Annotated in this window: 11 protein-coding genes; 4 read left to right on the top strand and 7 right to left on the bottom strand. The window is 65.3% G+C overall.

Annotation, left to right across the window (positions count from 1 at the left end):
* Window positions 1-235: 235 nt before the first annotated feature.
* The 3 genes from AB1451_04480 to sucC are packed head-to-tail and all read right to left on the bottom strand — an operon-like array spanning window position 236 to window position 2981.
* Complete coding sequence (locus AB1451_04480; protein MEW6682169.1) at window positions 236-805, bottom strand: peroxiredoxin; 570 nt, start codon at window positions 803-805, stop codon at window positions 236-238.
* Window positions 802-1812, bottom strand: a complete 1011-nt coding sequence (sucD, locus tag AB1451_04475; GenBank protein MEW6682168.1) for a succinate--CoA ligase subunit alpha — start codon at window positions 1810-1812, stop codon at window positions 802-804. The genes AB1451_04480 and sucD overlap by 4 nt, the downstream gene beginning before the upstream one ends.
* Window positions 1809-2981: an ADP-forming succinate--CoA ligase subunit beta gene (gene sucC / locus AB1451_04470; GenBank protein ID MEW6682167.1), complete on the bottom strand. Its 1173-nt coding sequence runs from the start codon at window positions 2979-2981 to the stop codon at window positions 1809-1811. Before sucC ends, sucD begins: the two co-directional genes overlap by 4 nt.
* 207 nt (window positions 2982-3188) lie before the next feature.
* On the opposite strand from sucC, the gene AB1451_04465 reads away from it, so the two are divergent.
* Genes AB1451_04465 through AB1451_04450 form a run of 4 tightly spaced genes read left to right on the top strand, consistent with a single transcriptional unit; the run spans window position 3189 to window position 7096 of the window.
* A complete protein-coding gene (locus tag AB1451_04465) occupies window positions 3189-4577 on the top strand; it encodes a circularly permuted type 2 ATP-grasp protein (protein MEW6682166.1) in 1389 nt (462 codons plus the stop codon).
* A 2-nt stretch (window positions 4578-4579) separates the two neighbouring features.
* Window positions 4580-5527, top strand: coding sequence for an alpha-E domain-containing protein (locus AB1451_04460; protein MEW6682165.1), 948 nt, complete (start codon window positions 4580-4582; stop codon window positions 5525-5527).
* The gene (locus AB1451_04455) at window positions 5518-6330 is read left to right on the top strand and encodes a transglutaminase family protein (protein ID MEW6682164.1); all 813 of its coding nucleotides are present in this window, start codon (window positions 5518-5520) and stop codon (window positions 6328-6330) included. Before AB1451_04460 ends, AB1451_04455 begins: the two co-directional genes overlap by 10 nt.
* Before the next feature lie 19 nt (window positions 6331-6349).
* Complete coding sequence (locus AB1451_04450; protein MEW6682163.1) at window positions 6350-7096, top strand: proteasome-type protease; 747 nt, start codon at window positions 6350-6352, stop codon at window positions 7094-7096.
* 205 nt (window positions 7097-7301) lie between these two features.
* Here AB1451_04450 and AB1451_04445 read toward each other — a convergent pair whose 3' ends face one another.
* From AB1451_04445 to AB1451_04430, 4 genes are all read right to left on the bottom strand, one after another.
* The gene (locus AB1451_04445) at window positions 7302-8912 is read right to left on the bottom strand and encodes an FAD-binding protein (GenBank protein ID MEW6682162.1); all 1611 of its coding nucleotides are present in this window, start codon (window positions 8910-8912) and stop codon (window positions 7302-7304) included.
* Window positions 8913-8916: 4 nt separating this feature from the next.
* Window positions 8917-9585, bottom strand: coding sequence for a 2Fe-2S iron-sulfur cluster-binding protein (locus AB1451_04440; protein MEW6682161.1), 669 nt, complete (start codon window positions 9583-9585; stop codon window positions 8917-8919).
* Window positions 9586-9762: 177 nt separating this feature from the next.
* Window positions 9763-11589, bottom strand: a complete 1827-nt coding sequence (locus AB1451_04435) for a citrate/2-methylcitrate synthase (GenBank protein ID MEW6682160.1) — start codon at window positions 11587-11589, stop codon at window positions 9763-9765.
* The gene (locus AB1451_04430) at window positions 11586-12788 is read right to left on the bottom strand and encodes an ATP citrate lyase citrate-binding domain-containing protein (GenBank protein ID MEW6682159.1); all 1203 of its coding nucleotides are present in this window, start codon (window positions 12786-12788) and stop codon (window positions 11586-11588) included. The genes AB1451_04435 and AB1451_04430 overlap by 4 nt, the downstream gene beginning before the upstream one ends.
* Window positions 12789-13046 lie beyond the last annotated feature (258 nt).

Genomic DNA, 13046 nt, shown 5'->3' with positions numbered 1-13046 from the left:
TGCGTTGGCGCTGCGCTTGCTTCGCCAAGCGTGCGGAAGGGACCATTCCCAGCGCGGTAAATCTGCGCGGTGCGCTTTCCGGTGCGTCATCAGACGCAGTCTGCCGACACCACCGGCGGCGGTAGCTTGACTCCCTCCGGTTCTCGCGCCGCCTGGCATCTGACGCATTCCTGAACAGCCTCCGCTTTCGCGGGGCGTCTGACAGGCTCTGCAGCCCAACGCTCGGGACATCCGACTAACCTTCGGTGGGATTCGAGGCGAGCGTGGTCTTCAGATACTGAAGGAGTTCCGCGGCGTGGTCGTTGGGGTCGACGTCGGTGAAGATACGGCGAATCACGCCGTTCGGGTCGATCACGAACGTGGTGCGTTTTGCGTAGGTAAATCCCGCGAACCCGCTCAAGACCCCGTACGCGCGGCTGACGCGATGATCCTCGTCGCTGAGGATCGGGAAGGTGAGCTTGTATTTTTCTGCGAACGCGCGGTGCGCGTCCAACCCGTCCACGCTCACGCCCAACACGCGGGCGTTGAGCGCCTGGAATCGCGCCAGGTCGTCGCGGAAGCTGCACGCCTGTTTGGTGCATCCCGGCGTGTCGTCTTTGGGATAGAAATACAACACCACGGTCTGTTCTCCGCGGAACTCACTCAGCGTCACGGGCACTCCGTTCTGATCGTTCAGCGTGAAGTCGGGGGCCTCCTGGCCCACGCTGATCGGGCGCGCGCTTTCGGCTCCTCCCTTGGACGGCCAGAGCCAGCCCCACCCCGCCAGGAGCACGGCGGTCATCGCGACCAGGACATGGACCTTCATCGACCGCTCCTCCCTCGCCCGCGTCCCCGCGATCGCCCGGACGTTGCGACCCTCGCGCGGGTCGCGCGCGCCGCAACCGGGCGCCGAGGCCGCGCCTTGGTGGAAACCCGTCGCGCGCCCCTTCCGACCAACGTCTCGACCGCGTCACCGATCAAGGCCGGATTCCTGACCACGGTCACCCCCGCGTTCTCGAGCGCGGCCATCTTGTCCGCCGCGCTCCCCACCCCGCCGGAGATGATCGCGCCCGCGTGGCCCATGCGCCGGCCCGGCGGCGCGGTGATACCGGCGATGAATCCCACCACGGGTTTCTTGACGAACCGGGAGATGTACGACGCAGCCTGCTCCTCCGCGTCGCCGCCGATCTCGCCGATCATCACGATGGCTTCGGTGTCGGGATCCCGTTCGAACATCTGCAGGCAATCGATGAAGTTCGTGCCGTTGAGGGGGTCGCCGCCGATGCCGACGCAGGTGCTCTGGCCCAGACCGCGTTGCGTGACCTGCCACACCGCTTCGTACGTCAACGTGCCGCTGCGCGAGACCACGCCGACCGCGCCCGGGCGATGGATGAAGCCCGGCATGATGCCGATCTTGGCCTCGCCCGGCGTGATGACCCCCGGACAATTCGGACCGATCAGCCGCGAGGCCTTCCCTGCGAGCGCGCGTTTCACGCGCATCATGTCCAACACCGGGATGCCTTCGGTGATACAGATGATGAGCGGCATCTCGGCGTCGGCCGCTTCCAAGATCGCGTCGGCCGCGAACGCGGGCGGCACGAAGATGAGCGAGACGTTCGCCCCGGTATCCTCGACCGCCTGGCGCACCGTGTCGTAGACCGGCGCTTTTTTGCCCGAGGTTTCGCCGATCCAGATCGTGCCGCCCTTGCCCGGCGTCACCCCGCCCACGACCTTGGTGCCGTACGCCAGGCACTGGTCCGCGTGGAATCCCCCTTCGCGCCCGGTGAGCCCCTGCACGATGACCCGCGAGTCTTTGTTGGCCAGGATGCTCATCGCGCGGCTCCCCCGGACAAGGAGACAATTCGCTGCGCGCCTTCCCACATCGTACCGGCTACCTCCAGATTCAGCCCCGACGAGCCCAGCATCTTCTTGCCCTCGTCGGCATTGGTGCCGTCCAACCGCACCACCAAGGGCACGCGCAAGTTCACTTCCCGCGTGGCGTCGATGATCCCGCCCGCGATCCGCTCGCAGCGGACGATGCCTCCGAAGATGTTCACGAACACGCCTTTGACGTTGGGGTCGGCCATCAAGATGCCGAAGGCCTCCTTGACCGTATCTTTGGTCGCGCCGCCGCCCACGTCGAGGAAATTGGCCGGCGCGCCGCCCGCCAGTTTCACCACGTCCATCGTGGCCATGGCCAGGCCGGCCCCGTTCACCATGCATCCGATCGTGCCGTCGAGTTTGACGTAGTTGAGGTTGTGCTCGGACGCCTTGATTTCCAACGGCTCCTCTTCATCGAGGTCGCGAAACGCGCGCACGTCGTCCTGTCGGAACAAGCCATTGTCGTCGAAGTTCATCTTGGCGTCGAGCGCGATGAATTTCTGGTCCGTGGTCAGGACCAAGGGATTGATCTCCACCAACGACGCGTCCTTGGCCGTAAACAGCGCGTACAACGAGCCCAGCAACTTCATGAAGGCGTTGACCGTGTCTTTGGGCAGGCCCAAGGCGAAGGCCACGCGCCGGCCGTGAAAGGGCTGATACCCGATCGTGGGGTCGATGAAGACCTTGATGATCTTCTCGGGATGGTGGGCCGCGACCTCTTCGATCTCCATGCCGCCCTCTCGGCTCGCCACCACCGCGATGGACGCGGACGCGCGGTCCACCACCAGTGACAGGTAGAACTCGTGGCCGATGCTCACGCCCTCTTCGATCAACAGCTTTTTGACGACCTTGCCCTGCGGGCCGGTCTGGGGCGTGACCAGGGTCTTGCCGAGGATCTCGCGCGCGAGGGGTTCGACCTGGTCGCGCGACTTGGCGAGCTTGACGCCCCCTGCCTTGCCCCGTCCCCCCGCGTGGATTTGGGCTTTGACCACCGTGATCGGAGCGGCCAGTTCATCGGCGATCGCCTTGGCCTCATCAACGACGTCGGTTTTCCGACCTCGCGGCACCGGCACGTTGAACTTGGCGAACAACTGTTTGGCTTGGAACTCGTGAATGTTCATGAAGGGCTACCGTCCTTGGTCACGCAAGGGTTCAGGCTGCTCGATAGAATGAGGCGCGATTGTAGCAACTTCGCGAAAACGCGTCAATTGATGGGTTGCCAGAGGACCCGCACTTGTATTAGATTGGCCGTAACTGCTTGCGGCATGATCGGGAACTCTTCAGGAGCCCGCCCGCCGACTTCGCCCCCGAGAGACGTTGTCGATGAGATGCGCACCCCCGACGGCGACGTCCGCCCGCACTATCGCGCGTTCGCCGACTGGCTGGAGACCACGCCGTCGTCGCGGGTCGAGCAGAAACGCAAAGAAGCGGACCTGTTGTTCCATCGCCTGGGCATCACCTTCGCCGTGTCCGGGGAGGGCGCGGGCACCGAGCGCCTGATCCCGTTCGACATCATCCCCCGGATCATCCCGTCCGAAGATTGGCGGCGGTTGGCCGACGGGTTGCGCCAACGCCTGCGGGCGCTCAACGCGTTCCTGCGCGACGTGTACCACGGCCAGGACATCCTGCGCGCGGGTCTGGTCCCGGCCGACCTGGTCTTTCGCAACCCCCAATACCGCGTCGAAATGTCCGGCGTCGACGTGCCGGGAGACGTCTACGTGCACATCGCGGGCGTCGACGTGGTGCGGACCGACGACGGGTTCTCCGTGTTGGAGGACAATCTGCGCACGCCCTCGGGGGTCTCCTACATGCTCGAGAACCGCAAGATGATGATGCGGTTGTTCCCGGAACTCTTCGCGCGGCAACCCATCGCCCCGATCGATCATTACCCCGACCTGCTGCTCGAAAACCTGCGCGCGGTCGCGCCGCTCGGCGCGCGAAATCCGACCGTGGTGTTGTTGACGCCCGGCCCCTACAACAGCGCGTATTTCGAACACGCGTTCCTCGCCCAGCAAATGGGCATCGAGCTGGTCGAGGGCCGGGACCTGTTCGTGCGCGACGACGCGGTGTACATGCGGACTACCCGCGGTCCGGTGCGCGTGGACGTCATCTACCGCCGCATCGACGACGATTTCCTGGACCCGCTGTCCTTCCGGCCCGACTCGATGCTGGGCGTTCCGGGCCTGCTCTCCGTCTATCGCAACCGCGGCGTGGCCGTGGCGAACGCGCTGGGGACCGGCGTGGCCGACGACAAGGCCATGTACGTCTACGTTCCGGAGATGATCCGCTTTTACTTGGGCGAGGACCCGATCCTGGCGAACGTGCCCACCTATCAGTTGCGCCACCGGGATGACCGTGCCTACGTCCTGGAGCACCTTTCCGATCTGGTGGTCAAGGAAGTGCACGGCTCCGGAGGGTACGGCATGCTGGTGGGGCCGGTCAGCACCGCGGCGGAACGCGAGGCGTTTCGAGAGCGCATCATCCGCACACCCGAGAACTACATCGCGCAGCCCACCTTGGCATTGTCCACCTGCCCCACCTTCGTGGATCAGGGGATTGCGCCCCGCCACGTGGATCTGCGGCCGTTCGTGTTGAGCGGGAGCGACATCGACATCGTGCCCGGCGGCCTCACGCGGGTGGCGCTGCGCAAAGGCTCGTTGGTCGTCAACTCGTCCCAGGGCGGCGGCACCAAAGACACCTGGGTGTTGGAACACTGACCGTGTTGAGCCGAACCGCGGATCATCTGTACTGGATGGCGCGCTACATGCAGCGGGCCGAAAACACGGCGCGGATTCTGGACGTGACCAACCGCATGTCGCTGTTGCCCAAGGACGCGGCGGTGGCCGAGCGCGAGTGGCGCGCCGCGCTGGCCATGACCGCGTGCGACGACGCGTTTGCGGCGCGCGGCGATCAGGCGTTCCCGCGCGCCATCATCCGCTTCATGACCCTCGATCCCGATAACCCGTCGAGCATCGTCTCGTGCGTGCGCACGGCGCGCGAGAGCGCCCGCGCCGTGCGCGGGACCATCACGACCGAAATGTGGGAGAGCTTGAATACCACGTGGTTGGAAATCCAGCAGCTCACGCTGGCGGAGGTGGACGTGGACGACATCGGAGCGCGACTCGACTGGATCAAGGAGCGCTCGCACCTGTTCGACGGCGTCACGCTGAGCACGATCCTGCACGACGAAGCCCTGCAGTTCATCCGTCTGGGGACGTTCTTGGAGCGGGCGGAAAACACCGCGCGCGTCCTGGACGTGAAGTACCATCTGGTGTTGTCGGACCCAGCGGACGTGGCCGGCGCGGTGGACTATTATCAATGGGGCGCATTGCTCCGGTCGGTCAGCGCGTTCGAAGCGTACCGCAAGGTCTATCGCGACGTGATCGTCCCCTGGCGCGTGGCCGAGTTGCTGATCCTGCGTGCCGACATGCCGCGCTCGCTGCACGCGTGCTTCAATGAAATCGACGAGGTGCTGGCGCGGATGCCGGACGAAACCGGCCGGGAAGCCGCCCGCCGGGCCGGCGATCTTCACGCGCGACTGCACTACGGGCGGATGGAAGAAATTCTGCAGCAAGGATTGCACGACTATCTGCAGGACTTCCTTTCGCGCGTCAACGACCTCGGGCGCGAGATCACCCATAGCTTTCTGGTGCCGGCGTGCGGCTAGCCATCCAACATCGCACCGTGTATCGCTACAGTGAACCGGCGGCCTACAGCATCCAATACCTGCGGCTGATCCCGCGGCGGGACAACCGCCAGCGCGTGGTGGCGTGGCACCTCGGCGTGCCCGCCCACACGTCCGAATCGCAGGACGCCTACGGCAACACCGTGCGCGTCCTGGTAATGGATCGATCGCACGACGAGATCGCCGTCGACGTGGACGGCGTGGTGGACGCGCTGGAGGACTCGGACGGCCCTCGCGAGAACGAGGGACCCCTCAGCCCCCTGGTGTTCTTGCGGGGGACGCCGCTGACCGAGGCGGACGCGACCCTGCGAGACTTCGCCGGACAGTACGCGGGCGCGGCGGCGTCCGATTTGCCCGCGGGGCTGTTCGATCTGATGAACGGGATCCGCCGGGCGGTGCGCTACCAACAAGGCAGCACCAACGTCCGGACCGCCGCGTCCGCGGTGTTCGCGCAGGGCGCCGGCGTGTGTCAGGACCACAGCCACGTGTTCATCGCCTGCTGCCGCGCGCTGGGGGTGCCGGCTCGCTACGTGAGCGGGTACCTCTATTCGGAGACGGACACCGCGCTCCAAGCCGCCAGCCACGCGTGGGCCGAGGCGTGGGTGGACGGCCTGGGCTGGCTCAGCTTCGACGTGGCCAATTCGCAGCCCACCGGCACCGCGCACCTGCGGCTGGCGGTCGGACGCGACTATTTGGACGCGTGCCCGATTCGGGGCGTGCGCTTCGGCGGCGGCGCGGAAGCCATGGACGTGCACGTCCGCGTGATGACCACCCAACAGCAGTGACCACTGTGAGGTTCCCCGTATGACCTACTGTGTCGCCATGGCGCTGGACGCCGGCTTGGTGTTCGCCTCGGATACCCGCACCAACGCCGGCGTCGATCATATCGCCACGTTTCGCAAGATGACGGTCTACGAGCGGCCGGGCGACCGGGTCATCGTCATGTTGACCGCGGGGAATCTGGCCGTGTCCCAGAGCGTGGTCGGCATCCTCAACGATCACGCTCGAGCGGACAACGGCGAGCCCACCCTGTTGAACGTTCCGTCCCTGTTCGCGGCCGCGCGCGTGGTGGGCAATGCCCTGCGCGAAGTGCACGACATGGACGCCGAGCACATGAAACAACACCAGGCCGAGTTCAACACTTCCATCCTGCTCGGCGGGCAGATTCGCGGCGAACCGTCGCGACTGTTCAACATCTACGCCGCGGGCAACTTCATCGAGGCCACGCCCGAGACGCCGTATTTCCAATCCGGCGAGGTCAAATACGGCAAACCCATCATCGACCGCGTGATCACGCACAAGAGCAGCCTCGACGAAGCCGTCAAATGTACGTTGATCTCGTTCGATTCCACCATCCGCAGCAACATCTCGGTGGGCGCGCCGATCGACCTGCTCTGCTACGTGCGCGACAGCCTGCGGGTGGACTACCGGCGGAGTATTGACGCGGACGACGTGTACTTTCGGGACATCAAGAGGCGGTGGTCGGATGGGCTGCGGGAACTGTTCGCACGCTTGCCGAATCCGACCTGGGACGGTCAGCCCCCAGGCTGACCGTCGCCTGTCCATGACCGGCCATCTGCGGCGTTGGCTCTGCGCATCCGCTGCTCACGTACGCACTTAGTACGCTGCGCTGCGGTGCTCGCGCCGCCTTGCATCTGGCCGCTCCTGAACAGGCGCAAGGTTCACCAGGTAAATTCTCCCATCCCCCCTTTGAAAAAGGGGGGCGAGGGGGGATTTTCTAATCGGCGAACAATTGTTACGACCGGCTGACCGCTTCTTCGCGGCGCACATAATCCGGAATGAGACGCGGCGAGACCGCTGCAGGCGCGATGCCCGCGTCTTTCAGGGCGCGGCGGAACTGGGTGAGGTGTTCCACGGTCACCACGCCGAGCGCGGCCTTCTTGCTGTACGCGGCCGCGGCCTGGCCCGCGCGGCGGCCGTAAACAATGATGTCGAGCAGCGAGTTGCCCATCAACCGGTTGCGGCCGTGCAGGCCGCCGGACGCCTCGCCCGCCACGTAGAGCCCTTTGACGGTTGAATCGCCGTCCACGCCGATCTTCACACCCCCGTTCTGATAGTGCAGCGTGGGATGGATCAACACCGCCTGCTCGCGGATGTCGATCTGATACCGGGAGAACAATTTGCGCATGTTGGGAAAGCGCGCGTCCAGCGTACCTTCGCCGTTCACCAGGTCCACCATCGGCGCATCCAGCCACACCCCGCGTCGTCCGGACGGCGTGGTGACCCCGCGGCCTTCCACGCACTCGCGAATGATGGCCGCGGCCACCACGTCGCGCGTGTCGGTCTCGTTGATGAACCGCTCGCCCAGGCGATTGACCAGTTGCGCGCCCGCGGCGCGGGTCGCCTCGGTGACGAGCAGGCCCGCCATGGGTTCGGGGTAAATCGCGCCGGTGGGGTGGTACTGGAACGTGTCGATGAACGCGAGCTCGGCCCCGATCCGGTACGCCAGCGGCAACGCGTCGCCGGTCGCGCCGAAGTGGTTGCTGGTGGGAAATCCTTGGATGTGCAACCGTCCGCTGCCGCCCGTTGCCAGGATCACGGCCTTGGCGTGCACGGTGAGCAAGCGATCATTGTCGAGGTTCTTGAGGATCGCGCCGGTGCAGCGGCCCGTGCCGTCGCTCAAGAGTTCCACCGCGGGCGCGAACTCGACGATCTGCACGTCCTCGTTGATCACCGCGTCTTTGAGCACGCGCATCAACTCGAGCCCGGTGTAGTCCTTGCAGGTCAACAGACGCGGCGTGCTGGTGGCGCCGCCGCTGCGGACTTTGAGATTGCCGGTCTCGTCGCGATCGAACAACACGCCGAGCGAGAGCAGCCATTGCGTGGCCGCGGGCCCCTCTTCGACCAGGACCTTGAGCAATTCGCGGTCGTTGGCGAAATGCCCGCCTTTGATCGTGTCGAGGAAGTGGCGGACCGGCGAGTCCTCGGGCTTGACCGCCACCTGCATGCCGCCTTCCGCCATCACGGTATTGGAGTCGCCGAGCCGCAATTTGGTGGCCAACAACACCTTGGCCCCGGCCGCGCGCGCCGCGAGCACGGCCGCGCATCCGGCCCCTCCGCCGCCGATGATCAACACGTCGGTCACGTAGTCCGCATCGGACTTGACGTCCGCGGCAGTGACCGCGCTGTCCCCTTCCAACAGGTCCGCCACCTCGTGGACGGTCTTGTGTCCCGCGTTGGGGCCGACCTTGAGCAAGCGGTACGCGTCCGCCTTGTAGTCGGGATGGAACTTGTGCAGGAGCGCGTCTTTGTCGGCCTGGGCCAAGAGCGGGAGCGTCTGGCCCTTGCGACCGGCCCGCGTCGAGTCCACGCGGCTGCGGGATTCGCTGATGGGATCGAGGGTCACGGCGTCAGCGGCTCAGCGCGGCCGCCCGCGATTTGAGTTCGGTGGCATCCACCGTGAGCAACTGCGCGAGCTCGTCGCGGTACCGCCCCCCGGTCAACTCCTCGACCCGTCGCGTCAGCTCTTCCGCCGGCGGCGCGTAGAGCGCGCCGTACGTTCGGCGCGCGTACAGGCCGACCAGGTTGGGCGGCATGTCGGCCACGCACCGCGTGATGCACAAGCCGCACATGTTGCAGCTCATGGTCAGGTCCGCGACTTTCTGAAAGTCGCCGAACACCGCATACCAGATGCTGCTGCGCACGTCGATGCCCTGGGGGCAGACGCGGTTGCACGCGTTGCAGTTCACGCAGCGCGCGGACTCGGGGTAGAGCTCGAAGAGCTGCTCCTTGGCGTTGGTGAGGTCCTGGACCCGGTAGTGCGCCTGCGCTGCGGGGTAATCCGACACCATGGAAAACCACATGCCGTCCCGCACCGTGGTCTGGCACGCCAAGCCGTTGAGCAACTCGTACTGGCCCGGCATACGATAGACCATGGCGCACGCGCCGCAGGTCCCGCCCAGGCAGCCGATGCCGCGGATCATCTCGTGCCCCGTGTACCACAGCGCCTGGATCACGGTGACCCCCTCGGGCACGCGGTATTTCTTGCCCATGACTTCGACGGTCACGAAGCGCGGCATCTGGCCGGTTTCCTGGGGAGATTGTATGAGACTTGACTCGTTCATTAGATTCCTTAGCTCATCGCCGTTCAGCACATCCGAAAAGACACCCCCTCCCTTGCCCTCCCCCCTTGAGGGGGAGGGGAGGGTGGGGGGAGCCCTTCCATCTTACTGCGCCAGCCGGGTCAAAATCTTTTTTTACCCCAGCGGGGGCACCTCGCGCCGCTTCGGCGTCGCATAATTAACGAGATAATCGAACAGCCGAATCAACCGGCTGCCCTGACGCTTCTGGTCGATCCAGTGACCGATGAATCCGATGGTGCGCGCCAGGATGAAGAACCCGTTGAGGCTCTCGACCGGATACCCGAGATCAACGAGGATCGCCGCGATCGTGCCGTCCACGTTGAGGATCAGGGTGTCCTTCTTGGCGGTGGTGATCTTCTCGACCTGCAGGGCGAAGTCCAGGTGCGGGGTCGCAATTGCCAGGCTCTTCACGTACGAGACCAGCTCGGCCACGCGTTTGTCCGGGTTCTTCACGCTCTTCACGCGATGGCCGATGCCCGGGACCGGCCCCACGTTCGCCTTCATGTAGTCCAGAAACGCCTCGGGCGTCAGTTTCTGATCGATCGCGTATTTGAACCACTTGCCCGCGTCCGTGACCGCGCCGCCGAAGCGCGGGCCGATCATCATCATGCCCGCCGCCACCGCCTGGGCCATGTTGATCCCGGCGCCGGCCGCGATGATCGTGACCAGTGCGCCCGACACGCACGGCCCGTGATCGGCAGACAGCATGATGATGCGCTTGATGATCTCGGCTTCCTGCGCGGACATCAGCTTCTTGTTCCACAAGAGGCCGATCACGTGCGGGATCTGGTAGCCCTTCTTGATCAACTCGGACGCGGGATACCCGTCGTAACACGGCTCGTCGCCGCGGTCGTCCGAGATCGTGGTCTTGATCAAGGGCTCGATCATCACATCGCCGCTCTTGATCGCCTGGTCCACGCTCTTGGGCAGCTTGGGCAGCGCCGCGGCATCCGCTTCCGGTATGGGCGAGATGGCTTTGGACTCGACCATCTCTCGGTAGACCTTTTCGATCGCGGGCCCCAGCGCGCCGAACGTGTCCGGCACGATCGCGCCGGCCTTGCGCAGCGCGTCGGTCTTGGACCGAGCGCTGCCCTCGCCGCGCAAGCCTTCCTTGGCGCCGGCGTGGCCGAACTTCATGCCTTTCGGCAGGTGTTCTTGACAGAACCCTGAAATGACGCCGATCAGCTTGATCCGCCGCTTCTTGGCGCCGTACCACGCCGCGGCCTGCTCTTCGAGATTCCCGCCCATCTCCCCGACGATGACCACCGCCTTGGTCTGCGGGTCCTGCTCGAACATCTCCAGGTACGACACGAAGTCCGTTCCCGGATACGCGTCCCCGCCGATGCCGATCGCGGTGGTCACGCCGTCCGCGAACTGGCTGCAAATCCACATGATCTCGTTGGACAGCCCGCCGGACTTGGTGATCACCCCGAACGAGCCCGGCCGGTAGAGCTTGCTGAGCACCAGGTTGTTGAACTCGCCGCCGATCACGCCGAGCCGCGCCTCGCCGGCCGAGAGAATGCCGATCGACGACGGGCCGTTGAAGGTTTTGCCGCGCTTCTTGGCTTCTTTGGCCAGCAGCTTCGCGTCTTTTTCCGGCACGCCCTCGGTAATCATGGAGACCAGCATGATCTTGGGGTCGGCCAACGCGTCCTGCGCGGCCTTGGTCGCGCGGTCCGCGCCCACGTAGATCAGCGTCGCGTTGATCTCGGGGTGCGCCGCGGTGGCTTCCGCCACCGTGCGGTACACGGGCAGCGATATGAGCTGGCTGCCGTACGGGACCTCAACGGTCTTGCCCGCGTCCGGCGGAAACACGAACGCGACCACGTTCAGCGGTTTTTTGACGAGGTGGCAGAACTCCCCCATTCGTCGGGCGGCGTTCACGCCCGCGGGGCCGCCCATGATGACTACCCGAGTGTCGGCGTTGGCAACGATACTCATGACTTTCCTTTCAACGCGAAGTCCACGATGTCGGTCAGCGGCGTGTACCGATCATAGACCTGGATGTTGAAGCCCTCGTCCGCCAGCGCCCGCATCGCAGCCAGCCCCTCGGCCTCCTTGGGCCCGCCGCGGCGCACCCAGATCTGCACGTTGTCCAGTTTGCCGTCGGCCTTGGCGCGACGGAATCCGGCGATGATGCCGGTGAAGGTCTTCTTCACGTCGGTGAAATTGGCGATGGCCCCGCCCACGATGATGCGTTTGATGCCGGGCAGGCTGCAGATCTTGTCGGTCAAGGCTTCGACCGCCCAGTCCGGCGGGTCGCCCGAGTATTCGGCGTAGTTGGCGATCTTGCCGCCGCGCGCCACCACCGCGTCGGAGTAGAACACGCTCGCCCCGCCGCCCGCCGGCAGCAACGCGGTATCACCGCCCGGAATCTCAATGAACTTGACCGATCCCTTGACGCGGCTGTCGATCTCCATGATCGCGCGCTCGTCGCTGGTGTAGGGCCGGCCGAACTCGGACGCGAACGTGAAGTTCCAGTCCGGATGCCGGAAGCGCGCGTCGCCGTCCAGCAGCGTCACGGCGTCGAGCGCCACCAGCTCGCCCTGCTTGTCGAGCACGAGCGGATTGATCTCCAGGTACTGCGCGTCTTCCTGGTCGTAGCACTGATGGAGCTTCCGGGCGAACTCCACGACCTTGGGGACGAGGTCCTTGGAAAATCCGGCCTTCTTGGCCGCGGCTTCGAGCGCTGGGGCCGACGCCGGCTCACCGACCTCGATCGGGACGTGCTGCACCTTGTCCCACTGCGACTCGATCTCGATGCCACCCACGCTGGCCATCATCAGGTCCGCGCCCTCGCGAACCGACTTGACCGCCAGGTAGTACTCGGCGCTGTGGGGCACCATCTCCGAGACGATCACCTGACTCACGGTGAGCCCGGACCCCACGTCTTTGCCCAGCATGTCGGTCACGGCCTTCTTCGCGCCCGCCAAGTCCAGATCGACCTTGACCAGGCCCAGCTTCATCCGCGATCCGATCGCCTCGTGCGCCTTGACCACCAGCTTGCTCTCGCGCATCCACGCGTTGGCCTGGGCCAGGGCGTCGAACTGATCGAGCGACGTGAGCACCACGTGGTTGGGCACGGCCATGCCCCACTTCTTAAACAAATCCATCCCCGGGCCTTCGAGTACCTTCGCCATATCCCACTCCTCGCTGATCCGCCGAGAAGGCGGCGTTTGCTGCGTTGTCGTCTCGTTTTCGCTCCTCACGTACGCACCGAGTACGCTCCGGGGTGAAAACTCGCTCCGCCTTGCATCCGCCGCCTTCTCGACGGCCAGCGCGTAGCGGCCCACTATTTTCCGACGGTTTAACCTGTTGGGTCTGAAGAAAAAAGAGCTTCATTATATGAAGATCGATTCGGGCGCGCAAGCCCCGAAAGGCCCCGAAACTCGGAGGGA

The sequence above is a fragment of the Nitrospirota bacterium genome (assembly GCA_040757335.1).
Lineage (GTDB): Bacteria > Nitrospirota > Nitrospiria > 2-01-FULL-66-17 > 2-01-FULL-66-17 > JBFLXB01.
Note: the sequence above shows the minus strand (reverse complement) of the source record. Positions and strands in the feature narration are given on the sequence as shown.